This window comes from Chitinophaga varians, assembly GCF_014529945.1.
GTDB classification, from domain to species: Bacteria; Bacteroidota; Bacteroidia; order Chitinophagales; family Chitinophagaceae; genus Chitinophaga; species Chitinophaga varians.
This window is the reverse complement of the sequence record NZ_JACVFB010000003.1, coordinates 755,303-780,442: the sequence shown is the minus strand read 5'-3', so window position 1 is coordinate 780,442 and position 25,140 is coordinate 755,303. Positions and strand designations below refer to the sequence as shown.

Annotated in this window: 15 protein-coding genes; 7 read left to right on the top strand and 8 right to left on the bottom strand. The window is 49.3% G+C overall.

Annotation, left to right across the window (positions count from 1 at the left end; genetic code table 11):
- Window positions 1–30: 30 nt before the first annotated feature.
- Window positions 31–519, bottom strand: a complete 489-nt coding sequence (locus ICL55_RS17555) for a DUF6702 family protein (protein ID WP_188099582.1) — start codon at window positions 517–519, stop codon at window positions 31–33.
- 70 nt (window positions 520–589) lie between these two features.
- Here ICL55_RS17555 and ICL55_RS17550 point away from each other — a divergent pair, with 70 nt between their 5' ends.
- The 3 genes from ICL55_RS17550 to ICL55_RS17540 are packed head-to-tail and all read left to right on the top strand — an operon-like array spanning window position 590 to window position 4,340.
- On the top strand, window positions 590–1,174 hold the full coding sequence (locus ICL55_RS17550; RefSeq protein ID WP_188099580.1) for a HupE/UreJ family protein: 585 nt from the start codon (window positions 590–592) through the stop codon (window positions 1,172–1,174).
- A gap of 29 nt (window positions 1,175–1,203) precedes the next feature.
- Complete coding sequence (locus ICL55_RS17545) at window positions 1,204–3,525, top strand: M1 family metallopeptidase (RefSeq protein WP_188099578.1); 2,322 nt, start codon at window positions 1,204–1,206, stop codon at window positions 3,523–3,525.
- Window positions 3,526–3,530: 5 nt separating this feature from the next.
- Window positions 3,531–4,340 carry an alpha/beta hydrolase gene (locus ICL55_RS17540; protein WP_188099576.1) on the top strand — a complete coding sequence of 270 codons (810 nt, stop codon included), beginning with the start codon at window positions 3,531–3,533 and terminating at the stop codon, window positions 4,338–4,340.
- 623 nt (window positions 4,341–4,963) lie between these two features.
- Here ICL55_RS17540 and ICL55_RS17535 read toward each other — a convergent pair.
- From ICL55_RS17535 to ICL55_RS17505, 7 genes are all read right to left on the bottom strand, one after another.
- Window positions 4,964–6,595, bottom strand: a complete 1,632-nt coding sequence (locus ICL55_RS17535; protein ID WP_188099574.1) for a RagB/SusD family nutrient uptake outer membrane protein — start codon at window positions 6,593–6,595, stop codon at window positions 4,964–4,966.
- A 26-nt stretch (window positions 6,596–6,621) separates the two neighbouring features.
- On the bottom strand, window positions 6,622–9,738 hold the full coding sequence (locus tag ICL55_RS17530) for a SusC/RagA family TonB-linked outer membrane protein (protein WP_188099572.1): 3,117 nt from the start codon (window positions 9,736–9,738) through the stop codon (window positions 6,622–6,624).
- Window positions 9,739–10,178: 440 nt separating this feature from the next.
- Window positions 10,179–11,759, bottom strand: a complete 1,581-nt coding sequence (locus ICL55_RS17525; protein ID WP_188099570.1) for a SusD/RagB family nutrient-binding outer membrane lipoprotein — start codon at window positions 11,757–11,759, stop codon at window positions 10,179–10,181.
- Window positions 11,760–11,769: 10 nt separating this feature from the next.
- Entirely contained in the window at window positions 11,770–15,231 is a 3,462-nt protein-coding gene (locus ICL55_RS17520; RefSeq protein ID WP_188099568.1) for a SusC/RagA family TonB-linked outer membrane protein, read from the bottom strand.
- Between the two features lie 27 nt (window positions 15,232–15,258).
- Entirely contained in the window at window positions 15,259–16,278 is a 1,020-nt protein-coding gene (locus ICL55_RS17515) for a FecR domain-containing protein (protein WP_188099567.1), read from the bottom strand.
- A gap of 80 nt (window positions 16,279–16,358) precedes the next feature.
- On the bottom strand, window positions 16,359–16,949 hold the full coding sequence (locus tag ICL55_RS17510) for an RNA polymerase sigma factor (RefSeq protein WP_188099565.1): 591 nt from the start codon (window positions 16,947–16,949) through the stop codon (window positions 16,359–16,361).
- Window positions 16,950–17,138: 189 nt separating this feature from the next.
- Window positions 17,139–18,014 carry an AraC family transcriptional regulator gene (locus tag ICL55_RS17505; RefSeq protein WP_168872001.1) on the bottom strand — a complete coding sequence of 292 codons (876 nt, stop codon included), beginning with the start codon at window positions 18,012–18,014 and terminating at the stop codon, window positions 17,139–17,141.
- Window positions 18,015–18,274: 260 nt separating this feature from the next.
- Here ICL55_RS17505 and ICL55_RS17500 point away from each other — a divergent pair, with 260 nt between their 5' ends.
- From ICL55_RS17500 to ICL55_RS17485, 4 genes are all read left to right on the top strand, one after another.
- Window positions 18,275–19,300: a LacI family DNA-binding transcriptional regulator gene (locus ICL55_RS17500; RefSeq protein ID WP_188099563.1), complete on the top strand. Its 1,026-nt coding sequence runs from the start codon at window positions 18,275–18,277 to the stop codon at window positions 19,298–19,300.
- 177 nt (window positions 19,301–19,477) lie between these two features.
- On the top strand, window positions 19,478–22,588 hold the full coding sequence (locus tag ICL55_RS17495) for a SusC/RagA family TonB-linked outer membrane protein (protein WP_188099561.1): 3,111 nt from the start codon (window positions 19,478–19,480) through the stop codon (window positions 22,586–22,588).
- A 12-nt stretch (window positions 22,589–22,600) separates the two neighbouring features.
- Window positions 22,601–24,172, top strand: a complete 1,572-nt coding sequence (locus ICL55_RS17490; protein WP_188099559.1) for a SusD/RagB family nutrient-binding outer membrane lipoprotein — start codon at window positions 22,601–22,603, stop codon at window positions 24,170–24,172.
- Window positions 24,173–24,206: 34 nt separating this feature from the next.
- Window positions 24,207–24,929 carry a hypothetical protein gene (locus ICL55_RS17485; protein WP_188099557.1) on the top strand — a complete coding sequence of 241 codons (723 nt, stop codon included), beginning with the start codon at window positions 24,207–24,209 and terminating at the stop codon, window positions 24,927–24,929.
- The last annotated feature ends 211 nt before the right edge of the window (window positions 24,930–25,140 follow it).

The following is a 25,140-nucleotide window of genomic DNA, read 5'->3' as shown; positions in this document are numbered from 1 at the left end:
ATAGCTATTTCCGCAAGGATAACTTTTATATTAAAACTCCATCACCGCATTCGCCTTCGGATTATCCAGTTTGGTGCTTTGCCTTTTTCCACCTACGATCACGTGTATCATATTGATCTGCGTGGGATGTTGCTGATATAACAGGTCATTCATCACGCCCACTTTCTTCGGTACAGTAACGTTATCAGCGGAGAGGAAACTCCAGACGGCATCTTCTTCTATCTTATAGCCCAGAAAACGCAGCGGCACTTTTTTGCCGTCGAGGGTGATTTGCAGATGCTGGGAGAGATATGCAGCGATCATTTTGTCTACCTGTTGCCGGTTGACCGGTTTGATGATATCGAAAGATGTTTTGTATTGTGCTTTGAGGGTATTTTCCAGGTCGTCAGCGAAAATACGGCAGCTGACTTCCAGCTCCTTTTTGGCAGCATTGTGCGTAATCTCTGTAACACTCACATAGAACGGGTGCAGAATGGCCATCCAGGCCACTGTCCACCATTTACATAATAATAACCCCACTAGACTATTTTTTTTTGGGAAAATTAATTTTTACTTTCTATAATTACCAAATTTAGACAAAAGAAGGGCAATGGATCTGATGTATTTTGAGCTGGGATGGCAACATATACTCAACTGGGAAGGTTATGATCATATACTTTTTGTGATTGCCCTGAGCGCTATTTATGTGGTGAATGAATGGAAAAAGCTGCTGGTCCTGGTGACCGCCTTTACTATCGGACATTCTATTACGCTGGCTTTGAGTGTATTACACATTATTCGGGTATCCAGTTCGCTGGTCGAGTTCCTGATTCCGGTAACCATCTGTATTACAGCGCTATCCAACATTTTACGAAGAGATGAAGCACCGCAGCACCTGCAGCTCAATTATTTTTATGCTTTATTTTTCGGGCTGATACATGGACTGGGTTTTTCCAACTACCTGAAAAGTCTGCTGGGTAGCCAGGCAAACATCGTCAAACCGCTGCTGGGATTCAATATCGGACTGGAATTTGGCCAGGTCCTGATTGTGGCAGTGGTGATGCTGGTGGCCGGCATTATCGTCAATATCGGGCGGGTAAGCCGTCGCGACTGGAACATGTTTTTATCTTCTGCCACCTTTGGTGTTGCCTTCCTGATGGTGATCCAGGGTGTGAGAGCGCTGTTGAATAACTAAAATCTAAATCTGAAATCGTAAAAACCTCTATGAGAAAAAATCTTTACCTCCTGGGTATCTTATGCAGCACAGCGATGGCACTGCAGGCACAGAATCCGGGATCTAACCACGGTAACCGCTTTGAGCAGCTGGGCACTATGCTCCAGACGCCCAATATGTACCGCTCCGCTTCCGGTGCTCCCGGGCCTAAATACTGGCAACAGCGGGCAGATTATGAGATCAACGCAGAACTGGATGACACCAAACAGCGGCTCACCGGCGCTGAAACGGTCACCTATTTCAATAACTCACCCGACCCGCTGACGTACATCTGGCTGCAGCTGGATGAAAACGAGCACGATCCGAAAAGTGATAACCGCAGCTTCGATGGCAGCAAAATAACCGATAAGATGACCCTGCGGGACATCCGCGGTATCCTGCCGCCTACAGGCGATCTGGGCGTGAAAATCGTGAAGGTGACGGATGCTGATGGCAAAGCGCTGCCCTATACCATCAACCAGACCATGATGCGTATCGATCTGCCTAAAACGCTGATGCCGGGCGAGAAGTACCGTTTCAAAGTAGAATGGTGGTACAACCTGTCCGACCGTATGACCACCGGCGGCCGCGGAGGGTATGAATATTTCCCGGAAGATAAAAACTACCTGTATACCATCACCCAATGGTATCCCCGCCTGGCGGTGTATTCCGACTTCCAGGGATGGCAGAACAAACAGTTTACCGGCAGAGGAGAATTTGCCCTCACCTTCGGTAATTTCCGTGTACGCCTGACCGTGCCTTCCGACCATATCGTAGGGGCTACCGGCGAATGCCAGAACTATAAAGAAGTGCTGTCTCCTGCGCAATATCAGCGCTGGCAGCAGGCACAGAGCAGCAAAGAGCCGGTGGAAGTAGTGACGCTCGATGACGCAAAGAAAGCCATGCAAAACAAAGCCGGTAGCCGTAAAACATGGGTCTATGAAGCGCAGAACGTACGTGACTTCGCCCTGGTGTCTTCCCGCCGCCTGGTATGGGACGCACTGGCTGCGAATGTGGAAGGCAATAAGGTAATGGCCATGTCTTACTACGGCCCGGAAGCTTATCCGCTGTATCGCCGTTATTCTACCAAAGTGGTAGCACATACCCTGAAGTCCTACTCCAGCCATACCATCCCATATCCTTATCCGGTGGCTATCTCTGTAGAAGCGGCCAACGGTATGGAATATCCGATGATCTGCTTTAACTACGGCCGTGCGGATAAAGATGGCACCTATTCAGAATCCACTAAAAACGGCATGATCGGCGTGATCATCCACGAAGTGGGCCACAACTTCTTCCCGATGATCGTTAACTCCGACGAGCGGCAGTGGTCCTGGATGGATGAAGGCCTCAATACTTTCTGCCAGTTTATGGCTGAACAGGAATGGGACGGCAACTTCCCTTCTTCCCGTGGCCCCGCTCATAAGATCGTGGACTATATGAAGATGCCGAAAGATCAGCTGGAGCCTATTATGACCAACTCAGAAAATATTATTCAGTTTGGTCCGAACGCCTATGCTAAACCGGCCACAGCACTCAATATCCTGCGGGAAACCGTGATGGGCCGCGAGCTGTTTGATTTCGCTTTCCGTGAATATGCACGTCGCTGGGCATTTAAACATCCCACACCGCCCGATTTCTTCCGTACCATGGAAGATGCTTCTGCGGTAGACCTCGACTGGTTCTGGCGTGGATGGTTCTACACCATCGAACCGGTGGATATTTCCATCGACAGCGTAAAATGGTACAACCTCGCCAGCAAAAATCCGGCTAACCGCAGCCAGCAGGCTAAAGCGGATTATGAGCGTAATATGGACCACGTGGCCCGCCAACGTAACAAAGCTGCCGGTACTAAATTTGCAGTGGACCAGGATACCAGCCTGCAGGATTTCTACAGCAAATGGAACCGCTTTGAAGTAGCGCCGGAAGATAAAGCCGCTTATGATCAGTTTTATAACAACCTGACACCGGCGGAAAAAGAAATGTATGACAGCAAAAAGAACTTCTATGAGGTGACTTTTTCCAATGTAGGCGGACTCGTGATGCCGGTCATTTTAGAATGGACGTTTGCGGACGGCACTAAAGAAACAGAACGTATCTCTGCGTATATCTGGCGTAAGAATGAAAATCAGGTGACCAAAGTATTTGCCAAAGATAAAAAGGTAGTATCACTGAAGCTGGACCCGCTCCGCGAAACCGCTGATATCGATGAAAGCAATAACAGTTGGCCAAGAGAAGCTGCTCCGTCCCGGTTTGAGATGTTTAAGGATGGTGGAGGAGTGAGAGGCGCTTCTACCGGCGATAACCCGATGAAAAAAGCCCTTAATAAATAACGTTGATGAAATACACGCTCACCCTCTTACTGTTGTTTTTCGGCCTGCAAACGCTTCGTGCGGCCAATGTGGACACTGTCAACATCCCCAGCGCGACGATGCACCGCAGCTACAAATGTGTGGTCGTAACGCCCGCTTCCTATAAAGAAGGCACCCGCCGCTATCCGGTAGTGTACCTACTGCATGGCTACAGCGGCAATTATGCCAACTGGGTCACCAAAGTACCGGCCATCAAGGAACTGGCAGATACCTATCAATGCATGATCGTATGCCCCGACGGCGCTTTCATGAGCTGGTACCTTGACAGCCCCCTCGATAGCTCCATGCGCTTTGAAACCTACGTAGGAAAGGAGATACCGGCTTACATCGACCAGCATTACCAGACCCTGCCCGATCCGCGCCACCGCGCTATTACCGGGCTCAGTATGGGAGGACATGGCGCGTTGTATCTGGCCATCAGGCACCCGGAAATGTTCGGTGCTGCCGGCAGTATCAGCGGAGGGGTGGATTTCAGACCATTTCCTAAAAGCTGGGAAATTGTAAAGATGCTGGGGGAACCTGGCAAAGACGGGGCTAACTGGACCGCCTATACGGTAATGGGACAGCTTAATAAACTTCAGCCAGGCACGTTGCCGATGATTATTGACTGCGGCGTGAAAGATTTTTTCATCGATGTGAACAGAGCGCTACATCAGAAGCTGCTTGAAAAAGGAATTGATCACGATTATACAGAACGGCCGGGACAGCACGACTGGAGCTACTGGAGCAACTCCATCCACTACCAGCTGCTTTTCTTCCACCGTTTCTTTCAATAACCGATACTAAGGCATAAAAAATGAAGCCGTCCCGGGAACGGGGCGGCTTTTTAACTTGCTAATATGTCCTGTTGATCTATGAAAATGTGAATGTGAATGTCGTTTTTGTTGAAAAAAAGCGGCCGTAAGCAGGATTGCAAGCGGCCGGATTATTTTCATGTGACCTAAGTTGAATGCTAAGCGAAATCAGTTGCTTTGTACAGTCCCAGATAGGCGCGGGCGACAATGACTTTGGCATAGGTTTGTCTGTTTGTTGATGACGTAGTACGCCCCCTGTACACCAGAATCGCAGGTGAATCGCAAAAACTTTCAGTTATAGGTACTTCATGTTTTTCATCACGTGTTATCAGAACTATTTTCGTTATCAGCCTAGAAGTCGGGGCAACAGTAAGATGGTACCATCGGAAATGAATTTTTTTTAATGTGTAATGTGTACGCATTGGAAAGGCTGTCATCCGGAGATTCATCTCTTTAAATCATCATAACGTCGGGGTCTCTCAAATTTTCCTCCTCACGTTACATCGTAGCCCCGGGAAACCTGGGTACAAAATAAAAAAGCCGGTCCTCGATAGGACCGGCATTTTTTTTTATGCACGCGATTCAAAATAAGTATATCAACAAAATCAGTGCGGTAAATCCCACCAAAGCCTTACGCCGCCGTTGTCCTGTGCACCTGGGCCCAGCAGCTGGATGGCTTTTTCCACTTCTGCTTTATTGGAAGTGTACTCTGTATTGGGGAATGGTATCCTTCTGATCTGTACGTCGGTGTTGATGGTACCGTTGCTGTAGTTGTTGACCACAGGGAAGAGTTTGGGATAGCCGGTCCTGCGGTATTCAGTCCAGGCTTCCTGTCCTTCCGGATACATGGCGATCCATTTCTGGGTGATGATACGTTCCAGTTTTTGCGCTTTGGAAGCAGCGTCATCCCATTTGATGGTGATGTCAGACATGGCCGCGTGGTTGTTTTTAGCCTCGCGGGGATCCACGTAATCGATCGGTTTGCTGCTGTTATCAGCCACGTAAGCATTTACGGCTACCGGATCTGCGTCCCACTGTGTGAAAGAGGTACGGATACCTTTTTCATACAGTTCACCTGGTGTGCCGCCAGCGTTGCTCCATCCGTTGAGGGCTGCTTCTGCGCGCAGGAACCAGATCTCTGCGGAGGTCATCAGCTGAAGGGGAGTGGTGGCCTTGAAGGTTTTGTTTTCTGCAACTGCCGGAATGGAATAACCGGTGTAATCCGGTTTGGCAGTCACCAGGCTACCGATACGGATACCTTTGTAAGTGCCGGGATAAGCAGTGGCATGGTCAAAATATTTCGGGAGGCGCGGATCTTTATAACCTACCAGGATAGATTCCATGGATGCGTTCATGGCGTTGTCTGTCCAGGCGGTAACGATGGTGTACAGCGGGTTTTTCAGGCCGAAACCGGAAACGGTGGCGTTGTCCCTGTTGATTTCCATCACACCGCCATTGGCAGGGTTCAGGGCTTTTTCACCTTCTTCTTTCGCTTTAGCGGCAGATACGCCGGCTATACGAACAGCGAGGCGCAGACGCAGGGAGTTAGCAAATTTAACCCACTGTTTGTAGTCGCCGCCATACAGCATATCGAACTTACCGAAGAGGGATACGCCAGGGTGTGCTGCGATGTAGGTGTTCAGCGTGGTCACGGCGGTGTCCAGCTCTTTGAAGAAGCGGGTGTACACGTCTTCCTGTTTGTCATAAGAGGAAGAAGTTCCACCGCTACCGTAGCTGCTGTAAGGGATAGGACCGTAGATATCGGTTACCCGGTGCATCGCCTCTACTTTCAGGATGAGTGCTACAGCCCAGAACTCAGGAGCTGTTTGGGCGGCGCCTCTTCTTTTCACTTCATAGATAGGCGCCATCACGTTGTTGTAGGCCAGGTTGAAGGCGGAAGCGTTCCAGCCGTCTACCAGTGAGTACGTCATGTTATTGATGTTACCGCGGAAGTTATTTGGCGGCATCAGATAACCGGAGTATACGTCGCCCATCAGGTTCTGTTGCAGCTGAAAGTCGCCGTTGGTATTATTGAAGTTAAAATAGATGGAAGACTGGATCTGTGGGAAGAAACCGCCGATATAGTTGAAGTCGGGCTTCAACGCGTCTTCGGTCAAACCGGTATTATCCGTGTTGTACTCCTCGAAGTTTTTTGTACAGGCGTTGAGGCCAAGGAGGCCAACCGCCAGCGCGATGACTGCCATCGGCTTGTATAGTTTGAAGCTGAATTTTTTCATCTGTGTTGAATTAAAGGTGAACATCATTAGAAACCAACATTCAGGTTAAAGCCAAAGCTGCGGGTAGCGGGCATACCGAACATATCCACACCAGAGAGACCGTTGCCGGTAGACAGCGCGATTTCAGGATCGAAAGGTGCTTTTTTGGAGATATACCAGAGATTTCTGCCTACAAGGGAGAAACGGAGGCTTTTTACAAAGCCATGGCCCAGCGCTTTGGAAGGAATACCATAACCGAGGGACAGCTCTCTTAATCTTACTACGGTAGCATCATACATGTATTCACCGCTCACACCGTCACGACCGCCAACGGTACCGTACCATTTTTCGGCGTCTACGCTGGTAACAGGTTGTTTGGTGCCTTCATAGATACCGTTGATGGCCACACCTTTAGCTTTGCGGGCATCTCCGCTTCTTTCAGACACACCGTATTTGTCCAGTACTGCTTCGGTCATAGACATTACTTTACCACCGAATTTGCCATCAATCAGGAAGCTCAGGGTGAAGTCGTTGTAAGTGAAACGGTTGTTCCAGCCACCTTGCCATTTAGGGTTGGCATTACCTACCAACTCAAGGTCAGAGCTTACCAGCGGCGTACCATCAGAACCGATGAGTATGCGGCCGCTTTCATCCCTTTTCAGTGTTTTACCATAGATATCACCATAAGAACCGCCTTTGGCCATGATAGAAGCAAAGGTGTTGGAACCTGCTGGTGTCAGGATAAACTGATCAATGTTCTCTGCCAGTTCAATGACTTTGTTCTTGTTCTGAGAATAGTTCACCGTAGTATTCCAGGTGAATTTGCCGGACTGGATAACGTTATAGCCCAATACGACTTCAATACCGCTGTTCTGGATGTTACCAGCGTTGATGAAGCGGAAGCTATAACCGGTTCCGGGAGGCACGGCAATCTGGAAGTACTGGTTAGTGGTATTTGTTTTATAATAGGTAAAGTCGAAGTTCAGTCTGTTGTTCAGGAAACGCCATTCTGTACCGATTTCCAGTGATTTGGTTTTTTCCGGTTTCAGTTCTTTGAAAGGCGCCTGGTTGTTGAACAGGAACGTACCACCTACCTGGCCCAGCCTGTTGAGCGGGTTGGTCACATACCAGGGAACGGTGTTACCTACGATGGCATAAGAGCCGCGCAGTTTAGCGTAGCTAACGGGTTCTGGTAAGTTAAACAGCTGATGGAGCATGAAAGAAAGGCCGGCAGAGGGATAAAAGTAGGAGCCGTTTCCGGTGAATGCCAGGTTGGACGACCAGTCATTACGTCCGCTGAGGTCCAGGAATACCAGGTCTTTATAAGAGAGGTTCACGTTGCCGAATGCTGCCTGCAGCTGGCTGTGGTTCTCTGGTACGGTCTGGATCAGGCTGCCCGGGGTCATGTTCTGAAGGGTGAAGAAGTTGGCCACGTAGAGGTCGCCCAGGTAGCTGTCACCGTTCATGCCTTTGGTACGGGTATCATTGATGCTGGTACCTAAGAGGGCATTCAGTTTGAAGTTGCCGATGCTTTTGTTCAGGTTCAGGATCAGGTCACCATAAAACTGTGTGGTGGTAAGGTTGCTCATGATGTAGCGACCATTGGCACCTGACAGTACGCCGTTGGTACCTGCATAGAACTGACCATCGTAAGTATCGTTGGTACGGTCCATGTTACCGCGGGCCTGGAGATATAACCAATCATTGAAATCATATTTGGCGCTGGCGTTGAAGAGTGTTCTGTTACGTACGGCCTGGCTGGTGTTTTTGTTAACGATCCAGTAGGGGTTCTGTTGCACGTCTTCATTGAAAGGCCAGTTCTGCAGGTTGATCTGACGGGTCTCATCAAATTTCGTGTAGCCGTTTTTGAAAGGCGCCATATCGCGGCCTCTTGGGAACAGGTACAGACCAGTCAGCGGGTTGAAGTACAGACCGTTTACCGGACCGTTGTCGAGTTTCTGGCTGATGATGTTTACGTTACCGTCCAGTGTCAGTTTATCGTTCAGGAACTTAGCTGTTTCCCTGAAAGAGAAGTTATGGCGGTTGAGGTCATTGCCCGGAATAACGCCTTTGGCGTTGGTATTGGCATAAGAGAAATATGTCTGTGCTCTTTCGTTGCCAGCAGTAAAGTTGATGGAATTGATCCAGGTGTTGCCGCTGCGGAAGAAATCAGATACGTTGTCATGTGCGTTGGTGATCTCTGGTCCCCAGCTTTGTGTAGAGCCATCTTTGGTGGCGCCATAAGCGTTCTGCAGCTGGGGTTTGTAAGCTACTTTATCGAGCGTGAAACCACTGGAGAATTCTACTTTAGCGTTACCGGCTTTACCTTTTTTGGTGGTGATGAGGATAACACCGTTGGCTGCCTGGCTACCATACAATGCGGAAGCGGAGGCGCCTTTTAATACGGATACGCTTTCGATATCGTCAGGGTTCAGGTTGGAGATACCGTCACCACCGTCACGACCAGGCGTAAAGGTTGTTGTACCGTCACCACCCCAGGTGCTGTTAGGCTGTTGGGTAGAGTAGTTGGTCATAGGGATACCATCTATCACATACAGTGGCTGGTTGGTACTTTGAGCGGATTTAGCACCGCGGAGGGTTACCTTAACGGAACCGCCTACACCGGAACTGCTCCTGCTCACTGTAATACCAGCGGCTTTACCGGAGATAGAGTTCATGACGTTAGCGTCTTTAGCGGTGGTCAGTTCTTCGTTGCCCAAACGTTGGGTGGAATAGGTGAGTGATTTGGCCGTTTTTTTCACGCCGAGTGCGGTTACTACCAGTTCATTCAATCCTTTTACATTGTCGTCTAATCTTACATCAATTGTTGCACTGTTGCCAACTACTGCTTCATGTGAACCGAAGCCGATGGAGGAAAATACCAATACGTCGCCGGCCTTGGCATTAAGATGATATTGGCCGCTGGCATTGGTTTGTGCGCCTTTGGTAGTACCTTTTACCTGAACGGAAACACCTGGGAGCGGCGCGCCTTTTGCATCACGCACGGTACCACTGATTTCCTTTTCCTGTAAAATGCTACGGAATGAAGCTGTGGGCGTATAAGTATAGCCGGCAGCCTTCGCATATGCATTGTCTGCTAATATGGAAGTGAGCGCCAATCCCGTTACAGCACACACTTTCATAAGGCGTAGGTTTTTTTTCATACTTGCCTTTTTTTTGGTTAATAATTGGTATTTAAATGTTGTGGATAAGATTTGGTCATGTATCGCGTGCCTGCTGATACAATACGCTGTCACGTGCTGCCTGGAAAATACGCTCCCCGTTAGCATGGCGAAAGCCATCCTTTACCACTTGTTTTTTATAAGTTGACGTGGTTTGTTAGCACAGGTATCCCCTTCGGATATACAACACGCGTGTGCCGTGCTGATTCCGTTATAGTTTTTCGTGCCTGTTTTTCTTACATGAAATTTTTATTTTGAATGAAATTACCTCGCTAATGTTTTCATTTGGACGAGCGCATCATAAGCACTACAGGAAGGAAGTCGTATGTTAATGGAAATGGTACTACAGTCATCAAAAAAAAATTACGAATTGCGGAAAAACCAAAATTCGTAAATCAAAAAATCAAAAAATAACAAAATGACTATTTGGTGTCCCACCATAATTGTGTCCCGCCGGTATCAGGCCCCTTTAACATCGCCTTGGCACGCGTCAGTGCTTTGGGATTGGTCACCTGTTCTATCTGGGCAAAGGGCAGGCGGCGGATGAATTTTTCGCTATTGATGGTATTATTGCTGTTGTTGATCACTACGGGAAACAACTTCGGGTAGCCGGTCCTGCGGAACTCCGTCCACGCCTCCTGGCCTTCGGGGAACATGGCGATCCACTTTTGCGTGATAATACGTTCCAGTTTCTCTTCGGGCGAAGCCTGCTCATTCCACTTAATGGTAATGGTACTGAGGTGCTTGCTGCCTGCCGGTACGTTGTTGTCCTTGTTGATGGGGTCTACATAAGGCCTGGGTTTGCTGGTGTCATTTTTCAGATAGTCGTTGACGTTAGAGATGCTGTATTGCTCAAAGGAGGTGCTGACACCTTTCTCGTAATTATAGGCTGCGCTGCCGGCGCCGTCCCATCCATTCAGGGAGGCTTCTGCTTTAAGGAACCAGGCTTCTGCCACTGCCATGTACTGGATCTTATTGTCAAGCCGTACCAGTTTGGAATAACCCGAATATTGTTCCTTCAGGGAGATACGGATACCATTACGAATACCATGATATACATCCTTGCCTTCATCGGTACTCACAAAATAGCGGGGCAGGCGCGGATCATTATAGCCGGTGAGGATAGATTCCATGGGAGCGCTCATGCGGAGGTCGGCCCATGTATAACACATGATGTTGAGCGGGTGGGTGACGGGGGAAATGTCTACGGCAAAAATATCTTTGGCATCCTGCAACAACCCCAACGGATGCTTCAGCGCGGCTTCCCCTTCTTTGCGCGCTTTGTCTTTATCCACCCCGTTGATGCGGATAGCCAGCCGTAGCCGCAGGGTGTTGGCAAATTTGATCCATTTGGTATAATCGCCCTTGTATACCAGGTCAAAGGCCTGGAAACGTTGGGGACTGCCGCTGTTCACGTAATTGGTCAACAGATTGATGGCGGTGTCCAGGTCATGAAAGAAGGTGTAATAAACCTGCTGCTGCGAATCGTATTCAAAGGTGTTTTCGTTGTTGGTATCTCCGAAGTGGCTGTAGATAATAGGGCCGAAGATATCGCTGATACGGTGCATAGCCTCCACTTTCATAATGGTGGCCAGGGCATAGAAGTCCGGATACTTGTCTCCGGCTTTCTGCTGTGCAAACACACAGGGTTTCATCACCCAGTGATAAGCCTCGTTCCAGGGATTGTTGTTCCAGATGTAGAGCAGCCCATAGTTGGTGTTATTGATATTGCCTTCAAACGGCGTGGGCGTCATCATGTACCCGGAGAAAACATCTGCGTTGAGGTTTTGCTGCAGCTGTGCGGTAGGCGGGTGGTTATAGTGTATCAGGTACAACTGTGCCTGGGTAATAGGGGCCCCCATCAGCTGATAGTCTCCTTTCAGATCACTCTCGGTAAAGTCGTATGGATTTTTGTTGATATCGGTGAACTTCCCGGTACAACCGCTGACCAATGTGAGGATGACGATAACCTGCAGTAAAATAAGTGTGCGTGTATACATCATAGTTAGTTTTTTAAAATCCGAATTTCAGGTTGAGGCCCATACTGCGTAGGGACGGCAGTCCAAACACGTCTACACCCTGCAAACCGTTGCCGGAGCCCATGGAGATGTCCGGGTCGAAGGGCGCGTCCAGTTTAAAGAAAAACAGGTTTCTTCCGATGACGCCTACCCGCATGGTGCGCAGCCACTTCCACTTCAACGGCACTACATAGCTGAGGCTGAGCTCCCGCAACCGGATATTGGTGGCGTCGTACATATACATTTCTCCAATGCCGGAACGGCCGCTGATGATGGTGTAATAATTGGCGGCATCTATTTTACCAGTATAGGGCGTGCCGTCTGCCAGCGCTGCGTTGAGGGCTATGCCGCCGTTGTCGCGGGCTTTGGCGGTGGTTTCGCTCACACCGTAAAAATCCAGTATCGCCTGGGTAACACTCATTACTTTGCCGCCAAAACGGCCGTCGATCAGGAAGCTTAAAGTAAAATTGCGGTAATAGAAACTGTTGTTCCAGCCCAGCATAAAATCGGGACTGGGATTGCCCACTTTCTTGAAAGTGCCCACGGTGGACAGTTTCCCGTTTTCATCCACGATAATCTGGCCTTTTTCATTCCGCTTCAGTTCCTTGTTGGAATAAATATCGCCCCAGGAACCGCCTTCCTGTATGAAAGAACCAAACATGTTCACGCCAAAATCGGTGAGGGTAAACATGTTGCTGGTGTCTGCGCCCGCAATGTTGTTATTGCTCAACTGCAATACTTTATTGCGGTTGGTGGAAAAGTTAATGGTGGTGGTCCAGCTGAAACCCTTCTCCTGTACAGGCGTTGCGCTGACGGAGGCTTCCAGGCCTTTGTTCTGGATATTGCCCATATTGAGGTAATAGGTCATAAATCCGGAGCCGGGAGGTGCGGGCACTTCCATGTATTGTTTATAGTTATTGTTTTTGTAGAGGGTGATATCTGCATTGAGCCTGTTGTTGAACAGGTGCACTTCCAGGCCTGCTTCAATGGAACGGTTATCTTCCGGCTCAAGATGTATACCGGGATAAGGAGTCCGGAGATTGAGCAGTACCCTGCTCACACCGGCGGTCGTCTGCATAATGAACGGAGCGGGGTTGGACGCATAGCTGGCGATGTCATTACCTACTTTGGCGTAGGAGAGGCGCGTACGCAGCAGGTTAAAGGCTTTGGGCAGTTTAAACATATCGGTCCATATGGCCGACAGGCCGGCTGAGTAATAGAAGTATCCTTTCCCGAGGGTAGGGGTGAAGGCAAACGTACTGGACCAGTCGTTACGTCCGGTGAGGTCCAGAAACAGGAAATTCCTGATACCCAGTTGAGCGTTGCCGAAGACGGCCTGTAGTTGTTTTTGCTCCACGGAATGCTGCGCATCCAGTGATTTTTCGGCGATATTGGACAGTGAGAATTTATTGGGATAATTGAGGCCGGGTTCTGCATTGGGATTGGCGCCATTGAAGGACCGTTCATGCGCTTTGAGGTCGGTGATGCTGGCGCCCACATTACCGGCGAGGTGCAGCCATTGGTTTACCTTTCCGCTGGCATTTACCATGAGATCGGCATACAGCTGGGTATTGAATTCTTTTTCGAGTATGTAGCGGCCATTGGAATCGGCGAGTACCCGCTGTGTGCCGGCATATGCTTCCAGTTCGTATTGGTCCAGCGATTTATCGAAGCTGGCGCGTCCCTTGAAAGACAGCCAGGTGTTGAGCTGATAGCTGAGCGAAAGGGAGGCCATGCCGCGGTAACGGCTGTCCAGCCGGCGGTTGCGCAGCAACGCCCACATGGGGTTCTGTTGATCGTCCTGTCCTATCCATCCTTTATCGCTACGGATGTTCCACCAGTTTTGCAGATACAGGCTGCGCTTGGCATCGTAATACTCAAACTGGTTTTTATAGGAGTCGAAGTCCAGCCCGCGCGGGAAGACATACAAGCCGGAGATAGGGCTGTAGTATAGTCCGGTCGACAGCCGGTTGGTGGACGACTGTGCGAGGAACGACGCATTGGCGTCCATCACCAGCTTGTTGTTGAGTAGCCGGAGCGTCTCACGGAAATTGATAGTATGTCGGTTGAATTTGTTAGTGGGTAAAATGCCTTTGTTGGTGGTATTGGAATAGGAGAAATAGGTTTGTGCTGTTTCGGTGCCGCCGCTGAACGAAATAGTGTTGATCCAGGTAGCGCCGGTATTGTAGAAGTCTTTTACATGATCGGCTGCTTTTACGGGTGCGCCCCAGCTGCCGAGGGAACCGGGCTTGGGGTCGCTGGCAGAGTCATAGGGTGGCTCTGTTTGGCCATAGCGGTATTGAAGTTTCGGCAGCAGCAACGGCTTCTCGATGGTGAAATCGGAGGCCACGTCTATGCGGCTTCTGCCGGCATTCCCTTTTTTAGTGGTGATGAGAATCACGCCATTGGCGGCCTGGCTGCCGTACAGGGCTGCAGCGGAAGCGCCTTTGAGGATGCTGATGCTTTCGATATCGTCCGGGTTGATGTTGGAGATGCCGTCGCCGCCATCGCGACCGCCGCCGCCGATGGTATTGTTGGCCTGGCCCCATACGTCCTGTGGCTGTGACGGGGTGTAGTTGGCATAAGGCACACCGTCAACGATGTACAGTGGCTGATTCTCGCGGGTAGATTTATTGCCGCGCAACACCACTCTGACGGTGCCGCCGATACCGGAGCCATTACGGGTAATACATACCCCGGCAGCTTTACCGGAGATGCTGTTCATAAAATTGGCGTCTTTTACCAGGGAAGCGTCGTCGCCATCCAGCTGCTGGGTGGAGTAGGGCAGTTCCCTCGATTTTTTCTGTATACCGAATGCGGTGACGATCAGTTCACCCAGTGCTTTAATATTTTCGTGAAGCGTAATGGTAAGCTCACTGCTGGTGCCTACAGTGACTTCGCGTGTCAGGTATCCGACATAACTGAATAACAACACATCACCCGGGCTGGCGGTGATGCTAAACCCGGCGTCGGCGTCTGTTTGTGTTCCTTTATTGCTGTTCCTTATTTGAACGGTTACTCCCTGAAGCGGCGTGCCTTTATTATCGCGTACGGTCCCGGTGATTTCTCTTTCCAGTGAAACGTGCTTTAGGAGGTCAACAGTTGGTGATCCTCCCGTGTCAATGTCGGCTCCTACAATTATTTTGTTGTTGATACGGGTAAACTTCAATCCGGTTTGTGCTGATAACAACGCCAGAACGTCTTCAATGGGTGTTTTGGTGCAGTTGAGCGTAACCTTTTTTTTCAGGTTAAGATCAGTTTTGTCGTAGTGGAAGTTCAGCCCGGTTTTGACCGATATTTCGGTCATCACGTCTTCCAGGTTTTTGTTTTTGGCCTGGATACTGACAACAATCGTGGATGGCGGCTGCTGTGTTTCGGCAAACGCGCTACTCAGGGTGTTCAAGCTACCGGCTAGCAGCAATGTCAGCATTAACCCCATGGATATCAACCATGTCATGGGGTAAGGCTTTACCCTCATATGAGTCTAATTTTTGTTTACAAGATAAACGGTGTCGCTTTTAATGGTATATGATAAGGATTTCGCTATACAGATAATGTCCATTACTTCGGATAGGCTTTCATTTCTGAAATTGCCGGTATAATTCCATGCTGTTTTACTGCTTTCATTGATGACGGTCACACCGTAACGGTTTTCGATGCCGGTCATGAGTTCGGTATAGGGTGCATCTTTAAACACGAGATAACCTTGTTTCCAGCTGATGATTTCCTCCGGTTTGCTGAAGGTGGTTTTGATCATGCTCAGCAGCTGGCGGTCATAGCTCATTTGTTCGCTGGGAAGCAGCACAATGGAGCCGGTGGTTGGGCTGTTCTGCAGCGGGTCTATTTTTACCTTGCCGGTGAGCAGGGCTACAGTAACTTTATTTTCGGCGCTATAGGCGCGGATGTTGAAGGTGGTCCCCAGTGCGGTGGTGGCCAGTTCGGGGGTACGTACCACAAAATGCCGGTTGGCATCGGGGGCGGCATTGAAGAAGGCTTCTCCTTCGTCGAGGTATATGCTTCTTTCGGTAGTGCTGAAGTGTTCCGGATAACGCAGCTTACTGTTGGCATTCAGTGCCACGGTACTGCCGTCTTCCAGGGTAATATTTTCCTGATGACCTTTGGGCGTGGTGATTTCGACCACACCGTCTTTCACCACACGGTTGCTGCCGGTGGCCGGGTGATGGGCCAGCGGGGCATTCGTGGGAGTGGCGGTGTGTCGGTTGCTGTTAAACCAGAACAGGCCTGCCGCCAGTACTACGGCAGCAGCAGCGGCGGTGGATATCAGCCATGGCCGCAGGCGACGCACACGGGGCGCCGGCGTGATCTGTTCCTGAATACGCAGCTTCACTTCTTCCAGCTCCAGATCGAGCGCATGCTCGTCTGCAATGGAAGACTGATGGGCGTTGATCTGTTCAAACCACTGTTCTATGATTTTCGCTTCCTCCGGTGAGCAGTCCCCCTGTTGATATCGCTCCAGCAATATTTTTATCTGTTCTGTGTCCACCTGATAGCGTTTTTGGATGATAATAAGTCGTGGTAACGTGGAATTAGTACCATGGCAATACAGGAATATTTTTGTGAAAATTAACGGTTGGCAGTGAAAATCAGCGAAATAACGAGTAAAATGACGTCTGTTTGCGCATAGCTGGCCCGTAATATCTTGAGGGCTTTTGTGATCTGGTTTTTCACCGTTTGCTGGGACAGGCCCAGGTGGTTGGAGATCTGTTCTATAGAGAGATTTTCAAATCTGCTTAACATGAAAATTTCTTTCATTTTCTCCGGCAGATGGTTGATCGCTTCAAACAGCTCCTGTGATCTGGCTTTGTAATCCACCGTATCTTCCACGGAGTGCGGCTGCGCATCAAAATGTTCTATCAGCTGTTGAAGGTACTTCCGGTAAGTAGCATTTTTCCGGTAAATATCGATGATCTTATGCCGGGCAGCCTGATAGAGGTACGATTTCAGCGATTCCTTCAGTACAAGGGAATGACGTTTCTCCCAAAGGGAAACGAACAGGTCCTGCAGTACATCTTTACTGATCTCCCCCGCCTCCAGTTTGCTGTAAATAAAGAGATACAACATTTTACTGTAGCGGTCATAGATGGCATTAAAGGCAGCACTGTCATCGCTTTTGAGCAGCGACACTAACTGGGTATCTGAATAACTGCTGAACATTGAATTACAGTAGCAATTAGATGTTTTGGTTGAATTACTATCGATGAAAGTAAGAAGAAATTTTGTTATTTAGCTATTTTGTTATTGGGTTATTATCTGATTCTCTCTGGCAGTAACGATAACAGGCATAACAAAGGGTTGCTAAACAATCCAATAACCAAATAAAAAAATAATCAAATTACCAAATTATCAGGCTTCTTTTAGCCGCAGTTCATTCTTGTATTCCTTTGGCGTTTTTCCCACGATCTCTTTAAAAAACCGGTTAAAATTAGACAGGTTCTTAAATCCGCAGGAATAGGCAATTTCTGCAATAGACCAGTCCTCTTCTGTCAAACGCTTACAGGCATGGCCTATCCGTACTTCGTTGAGGAACTGTACAAAAGATTTTTTGGTGCGGTTCTTAAAGAAACGGCAAAACGACTGCGGTGAGAGGTTCGTGATGCTGGCCACATCCTGCAATGAAATTTCTTTGGAGAAATTGTTCATGACATATTTGAATACCTCGTCTATTTTGTGGTTGTCTTTTACATTGTAGGCATGGGAATACCCCGTGCTGGCCAGATAGTAGCAATCACGTGTTTCTGACAGCGTTTTCAGGATGTTGAGCAGGGAGATGATCCGGTCCAGCCCCTCTTTTTTAGGAAGAGAGAGAATCTCCGGCTTCAGTTTGTCGTACGTGGGCCCTATAATTTTCATCCCGCGCTGCGCGCGATGAAAAAGCTCGCTCAGCGCCTTGGTTTCGGGTAAACCATAAAATTTCTCACCAAAAATATCCTTCGGGAAATAAATCACGACAGAACGGGCTTTCAGGTTTTCGTCGCCCTTATAATATTCTTCTTCATTATACCATACATGGGGGATGTGTGGCCCCAGAAACACCATATCGCCCTCTTCAAAGCTCTCAATGCTGTCCCCAACAATCCTCTTCCCGTGGCTCTCCGTAACAAACACCAGCTCACATTCCGGATGGAAGTGAAATGGCGTGTTAAAATACGGATCACATCGCTCTATAATAGTGATCTGATTATCGGCAAAAGCCCCAACTTTAATAAGAATGGGTTTCATTCAAGTATTAATTTTTAAACTGGTGTTACCAGACAATACCCTATTTAGTATTGTCATTGTCCTATGAATGTTGCCAAATTATTAAAATTTGGTTAAAAAAATATCATTATTGGGAAAATGACCCTTAAATGTCATATCCCGCTGTTCATCCCTGTTTATAAGATTTAGCAACTTTTTTGGAATAATTGGCACAAGAATGTAAATTTCAGCTTTCATTTTGTAAATTACGCTGGGCTAAATCGATATAGCATTTGTTGTCTATGAAAGGAATCTCTATAAAAGATATCGCAAAACAGGCAGGGGTTTCTCCCACGACTGTCTCATTTGTGCTCAACGGCAAAGCGAAAGAGAAACGGATCAGCGAGCAGGTAAGTAAAAAAATCCAAAAGATCGCTTCCCGGCTGAAGTATAAACCAAATCAGCTGGCCCGTGGCCTCCGTACCGGAAAAACCAAAACCATTGGCCTTATCGTGGAAGATATCGCCAACAACTTCTTCGCCAGCCTCGCCAAAGTAATGGAGGACGAAGCCGATAAACACGGCTATAAAGTGCTCTATGGCAGTACGGAAGACAATACCGAAAAAGCAAAGGGACTCCTGGAAGTACTCAAGTACCGCCAGGTAGATGCCTATATCGTGACCCCTACCAAAAACCTGGACAAGGAAATAGAACAACTGAAAGCCACTTCCAAACCGGTTGTGCTGATGGACCGCTATTTTCCACATGTAAGCTCCCACTATGTAGTAGTGGACAACTACCAGGGCGCCTACAATGTTACCAGCCACCTGGCCAATCAGGGCTATAAAAAAATCGCGATCGTCACCATCACGTCCGACCAGATACAGATGAAAGACCGTCTCGAAGGATTTACGGCCGCACTCAAAGATCATCATCTCCCTTTTAATAAAAGCCTTGTCAAAAAGATACCGTTTGAACTGGAACGCGAAGCGTTTAATACAGAAATCAAAAAATTCCTGACCTCCATCAAAGGTCTGGATGCGGTATTCTTCGCCACCAACTACCTCGGCATCTATGGCATCGAAAGCATCCGTTCCCTCGGATGGGAAATAGGGCCACAAATTGGCGTGGCCAGCTTTGATGACCACGACCTCTTCCGCCTCCACAGCCCGTCTATTACCTGTGTGGCGCAACCGATTACCGAGATTGGTAAAAACATCGTGGAAGTACTCATGCAGGAACTCAACCATCCTTCTGCAAGTCCCCGCCAAATTGTGCTGGAACCTTCTGTGATCGTCAGGGCTTCTTCAGATCCCGGAAAAAAATAAACCCCCACTCCTGATCATATGCGGCTGTTCCTGTGATACTTGCGGGAACAAAAAGTCATGTCCTGTTGTTAAGTAATGCAGCTTCCGGTTTTGCGGCTTCTCACCCCGTCAACCCGAAGCGGGACTATTCAACCAAAACCATCTCCGGTTTATTTCTTCACTTTTATCGCATTAAACATGATCAGAAACTTTACTCATGTGCTGTTGTTCGTGTTATTGTTGTTGACCACCCCCGTGGTATGGGCACAACAGGCCATTACCGGAAAGGTAACGGACAACACCGGCCAACCCCTCTCCGGTGTTAATATTCTCGTGAAAGGTACTTCCAAAGGAACGGTAACCAACGCAGAAGGTAACTTCTCCCTCACGGTTGCTCCGGGCAGTACGCTTGTCTTCCGCTACCTCGGCTATCTGCCACAGGAGGTGCCGGTAGGCAACGAGTCTCATCTAACGATCGCCCTTAAAACAGATGAGAAAAGTCTCGGTGAAGTAGTAGTGACGGCGCTCGGCATCAAAAAGGAAAAAAAGGCACTGGGATATTCGGTGTCGGAAGTAAAAGGAGAGGAGCTTACCCAGGCCCGCAGTACCAATATCGCTAATACCCTCTCAGGTAAAGTGGCGGGCCTCAACGTCACCTCCACGGCCACAGGGCCCGCAGGTTCCAGCCGTATCATCCTCCGCGGTAACACTTCTATCGATAAAAACAGAAACAACCAGCCACTCATCGTGGTAGATGGGATTCCTATCAATAATGACAACCTGGGTTCAGCCGGTGAATACGGCGGTACAGATGCTGGTGACGGTATCTCCAGTATCAACCCCGACGACATCGCTACCATTTCTGTGCTGAAAGGCGGTACGGCCGCAGCATTGTACGGGTCCCGCGCTTCCAACGGCGTTATCCTCATTACCACCAAAGGCGGCGCCAACCGTAAAGGGGTAGGGGTGGAATTCAGCAGTAACATCGTCATCGATCGCCCTATTGTGGAAAACCTTGACTGGCAGTATGATTATGGCATGGGGCTCAACGGGCAGAAACCACAGACGGCCGCGGAAGCCCGTTCGGCTGGCCTCTTCAGCTGGGGCGCCCCGCTCGATGGCTCCTCTGTTATCCAGTACGATGGTATCAGCAGACCTTACAGCGCGGTGAAAAATAACTTCAAAAAATTCTATCGCAGCGGTTATACTTTCACGAACTCCGTTGCGGCCAGTGGTGGTAATGATAAAGTAACCTGGCGCTTCGGAGCAACCGATATGAAAAACGAAGCCACGCTTCCCAATTCAGGTATCCGCCGCGATAACCTGTCGCTAAACCTGTCGGCCTGGCTGGGTAAAAAATTACACCTCAACGTGTACGCTAAATACATCCGTGAACGGACCACCAACAGGCCCCGCGTGTCCGACTCGCCCGGTAACGCCAACTTCGCGCTCTACCTGCTGCCTACGTCACTGGCCGTACAAACATTAAAAGACAGTAAACTGAATGCAGACGGGAACGAATTCAGGTGGAACGCCAATGAATTCATCACCAACCCCTGGTTCTCTGTGTATGACTTTGAGCAGCAAGATAAAAAAGACCGCTTTATCAATTCAGCAGAACTGCGCTACGATATCCTCGACTGGCTCTATGTAAAAGGCCGAATCGGCGCAGATATGTTCTTCCGCGACAACAAAGCAGTCACTCCTAACGGTACCGCCTATATTCCCGGTGGCCAGATCAATGACCAGACCCGCCAGAACTTCTACGAGCTCAATGCGGACGTCATGGTGGGGGTGGAAAAAGGATTCGCTGAAAAATGGCGTATCTCCGGTTTTGTGGGCGCCAACGTGATGCGGAACAAAAATGACAAACTGTTTCTCAACGGAAACACCTTCAACATCCCTTATTTCTACGATCAGAGCAATCTGCAAACGAAAACCGTTACCAACGATATTTTCGAAAAGAAAATCAATTCGCTGTATGCTTCCGCGGAACTGTCCTACAACAGTTATCTGTACCTGACGCTTACCGGACGTAACGACTGGTTTTCCACACTACCGCTCAATAGTAATAGTATCTTCTACCCATCGGCAGGCCTCAGCTTTGTGCTGTCTGATGCCGTGACCATGCCCAAATGGATCAACTACGCTAAACTGCGTACCTCCTGGGCGCAGGTGGGCGGCGATACCGACCCGTATCGCCTGCGACTGTCGTACCAGGTGCAAAACCCGCTGGTGCTGGGGACCAACAGTCTCCCGGTGGCTGACGTGAAGAAGGCGCAGGACGGTAGCTATGCCGTTCCCAACGCCAACCTGAAACCTTACGTTAATACCAGCTTTGAAGCCGGTTTTGAAGCCCGCTTCTTCGACAGCCGCTTGTCGGTAGACTTCTCCTGGTATACCCGAAAAACGAAGGACGATATCGTACAAACCACTATCTCCAATGCCTCCGGATATAATACCGCCTTTATCAACGTCGGTAAAGTGAGCAATAAAGGGGTAGAATTAATGATAACAGGAACGGCTATACGGAGTAAGAATTTTACCTGGGACATCACCCCTAATTTTGCTTACAACAAAAGCGAAGTGATTCAACTGGATGGTAAACTGAATGCCCTGAAAGTAGCGGATGTCCGTACTTTCAACGTCACTATTCAGCAAGTGCCGCACCAGCCGTTTGGCGTACTGCAGGGATATAGTTTTCTGCGTGATGACCAGGGCAACATCCTGTTTAACGCAGCCGGCAAGCCATTACAGGGACCGCTCACTATCTTCGGCACCGGCGTGGCGCCTTATACCCTCGGCGTCACCAATACATTTACCTATAAAGCGTTTTCGCTGGGTATCCTGATCGACTCCCGCTGGGGCAACAAATTATATTCCGGTACCAACGACTATGCGTACTTTTTTGGTTTGCAAAAAGCCACGCTGAGCGGCCGTTCCGGAGGTATTACCATTAAAGCCCAGGACCCGAACGATCCAACCAAGTATGTAGACAAGGTGGTAGATGCGCAGGACTATTACCAGAACATCGCGTTTAATATCGCCGAACCATTTATTTACAATGGCGCTTTCATAAAACTGCGCCAGGTGATACTGACTTACAGCCTGCCTTCCGCTATTCTGAATAAAACACCGTTCACCGGCGCATCGCTGTCGTTTGTAGCGAGGAACCTCTGGATCATTTATAAGGATGTGCCCAATGTGGACCCGGAATCCACTTACGGCAACGGCGCCGGACAGGGGGCTGAACTGCTGGGTTATCCACAGTCCAGAAGCTACGGTTTGAACCTGAATGTAAAATTCTAAATCGCTTCGATCATGGTTAAGTCAATATACACACATGGAACAGTAGTACTGCTGTTATGGCTGTCGCTGATATCCTGCACCAAAAATTTTGAGAAGATCAATACCGATCCAACTGCCGCTCCGGTAGTGGCGCCGGGCATTCTGCTAACGAGGGGGCTGTTGTATGTCTCCGGTGGTGAATTCGAAGCATGGCGGGCCAATCTGATTTACTGCGGCCCCATGATACAGCACCTGTCGTCCACCAGCCTCACTTACGTGGGAGACAAATACCTGTATAATGATGGGTATAGCGGCGCAGCGTTCAACTCTTTTTATCCGAATGGCGTAAAAATACTGACCACGCTGATTGAGCAGACGAAAACCGATCCCGCCCAGGCCAATTTTAATGCGATGGCGAAAATTGCCCGGGTGATGATGCTGCAGCGGTTGACCGACCTTTACGGCAATGTGCCCTACGTCGCCGCCGGCAAGGGTTTCATCGATCAGAACTTCACTCCGGCATATGATCCGCAGGATGCTATTTACGCCGGTTTCGCTGCTGAATTGCAGGAGGCCGCCGCACAGCTGGACGCTTCGAAGCCCACACCGGGTAATTCGGATATTTCCGGATATGCCGGTTCACCTACCCAGTGGAAAAAACTGGCTTATTCTCTCCTGCTACGCGTGGGGCTGCGGCTCTCCAAAAAGACGGACCCGTCGCTGGGGAAAAGCTGGGTGCAGAAGGCTTTAGCGGGAGGTGTGTTCACCGCTAATACCGATGCTTTTTATATTCAGCATGCAGCCGGTGACTACGATAACCCCAACAGTCACGTGATCGGGGTGTATCCGGGCAGCAGGGCTGAAACGGGGAAAGACAACATGAGCATCAAACTGGCAAAGTTTTTTGTAGACCTGCTGAAAACCAAGGCAGATCCGCGGTTGCGGATTATCTCCGAGCTGCCTAAGGCCGATTCCACTCCCGGTGGTTCCGATGATCCGGCCTTACAGAAAGGGCTTCCCAGCGGGTTTGATAATACATCTGATCCGGTATATGGCATCGGGTCTACCGGCGATGCTAACCTGGCGCATTATTCACAGCCCAAGCAGGTAATAGCCCAACCTAATTCCCCCAATATCTTCATTACCTATTCAGAAGTGCAGCTGATGCTGGCGGAAGCCGCTGCCCGTGGCTGGATTGCCGGTAGTCCGGCGACCTATTTTACGACCGGCGTAAAGTCGGGCATATGGCAATGGACCCTGTATTCCACTTCCATCGTGTATGACGATGCCGCTGCCACTACTTACGCCACCGCCCAGGCCGCAGCGCTGGCAGGGCCGCTGGCCGCCCAGCTGGAAGCGATCAACACGCAGTATTATATTACTACTTTCCTGAACGAGTATGAAGCATATGCCAATTGGCGCCGTAGCGGTTTTCCGGTCCTGAAACCAGTGAACTATAAAAATAACGAAACCAATGGCCAGATACCGCGCCGGTTGCGCTACCCGAGAAATGACTATGATGTAAACCGGCCCAATGTGGAAGCAGCCAATGCAGCGCAGGGGCCCGATGTGTTTATGACGCCTGTATGGTGGGACAAGCCCTGACCGTTTATTATTTGTACCGTAATAAAAAAACGCCATGATAAAAACCAGTTTGCTTTCAGCCATTTTTGTATTAGCCTGCCTGGCGCTACGGGCGCAGGATTCGTTGGGACTGTCCCAGACAGTCAGTTTCCGGAATGCAGTATCCAACAACCTGGGCGTCAGGTTCAGTGCTGTGTTTAGTTTTAGCCCGAAAGAGAATACGGTTGGCAGTCCTTATTTGTATCCCGAATGGGGCCGGTTGTGGATTGACTCCATGGATAACAAGCCGGTGGCCCGTTCGGTGGTGTATGACGCCAATATCGACCTGGAGAAGAACATGGTGATCGTGAAGGGAGGGGATGGGAAGGCTTATGTACCGGAAGTCAATAATGTGCAGGCATTTCATTTCAGAAAAGGGGAGGAGGAAAATGCATTTGTCGCCATGCAGCTGGATGGGGCGAACAAGTTCGTAGAGCAGCTGGCTGGTGGCAAATACAGGCTGGTAAAGGAGGCTAAGGTAACATTCCATCCGGCGGACTTTGTAGACAAGGGCATGGTGCAATCAGGCAAAAATTATGACGAATACAAGAGGACATATACTTACTATCTGGTAAAAGGCCAGGTGCCGGTGAAAGTGAGTTTGCGCAGGAAGCAGTTCCTCGACGCATTGGGTAATGATCCGGCCGCACAGGCGGCGGCGCGGAAGTTCCTGGCCGACTACCACGGGCCTTTTGATGAAACCGCCGCCCGGCTCACCATCGAGGCGGTGAATAAATAGCCGTCGCTCATATCGTACATAGATTAGCACTCACCTGACCCAATAGATTTGACTAACATATTAACCCCGGGCTGAAGCCCGGGGTACCAGGGTTCTCAGCATCGGGAAATCCGCGACTATGTTCCGGTATACGTGGAATGATAGTATTTTCCTCCTTAACTATATTATTTTAATACTTTTAACGAGTTGTTAACCAAACATCAAAAAATTG

Bases quoted from the DNA above. Each gene is read 5' to 3' on its own strand.
- ICL55_RS17550 (WP_188099580.1), top strand. From the start codon at position 590: ATGGATCTGATGTATTTTGAGCTGGGATGGCAACATATACTCAACTGG.
- ICL55_RS17545 (WP_188099578.1), top strand. From the start codon at position 1,204: ATGAGAAAAAATCTTTACCTCCTGGGTATCTTATGCAGCACAGCGATG.
- ICL55_RS17540 (WP_188099576.1), top strand. From the start codon at position 3,531: ATGAAATACACGCTCACCCTCTTACTGTTGTTTTTCGGCCTGCAAACG.
- ICL55_RS17535 (WP_188099574.1), bottom strand. From the start codon at position 6,595: ATGAAAAAATTCAGCTTCAAACTATACAAGCCGATGGCAGTCATCGCG.
- ICL55_RS17530 (WP_188099572.1), bottom strand. From the start codon at position 9,738: ATGAAAAAAAACCTACGCCTTATGAAAGTGTGTGCTGTAACGGGATTG.
- ICL55_RS17525 (WP_188099570.1), bottom strand. From the start codon at position 11,759: ATGATGTATACACGCACACTTATTTTACTGCAGGTTATCGTCATCCTC.
- ICL55_RS17520 (WP_188099568.1), bottom strand. From the start codon at position 15,231: ATGACATGGTTGATATCCATGGGGTTAATGCTGACATTGCTGCTAGCC.
- ICL55_RS17510 (WP_188099565.1), bottom strand. From the start codon at position 16,949: ATGTTCAGCAGTTATTCAGATACCCAGTTAGTGTCGCTGCTCAAAAGC.
- ICL55_RS17505 (WP_168872001.1), bottom strand. From the start codon at position 18,014: ATGAAACCCATTCTTATTAAAGTTGGGGCTTTTGCCGATAATCAGATC.
- ICL55_RS17500 (WP_188099563.1), top strand. From the start codon at position 18,275: ATGAAAGGAATCTCTATAAAAGATATCGCAAAACAGGCAGGGGTTTCT.
- ICL55_RS17495 (WP_188099561.1), top strand. From the start codon at position 19,478: ATGATCAGAAACTTTACTCATGTGCTGTTGTTCGTGTTATTGTTGTTG.
- ICL55_RS17490 (WP_188099559.1), top strand. From the start codon at position 22,601: ATGGTTAAGTCAATATACACACATGGAACAGTAGTACTGCTGTTATGG.
- ICL55_RS17485 (WP_188099557.1), top strand. From the start codon at position 24,207: ATGATAAAAACCAGTTTGCTTTCAGCCATTTTTGTATTAGCCTGCCTG.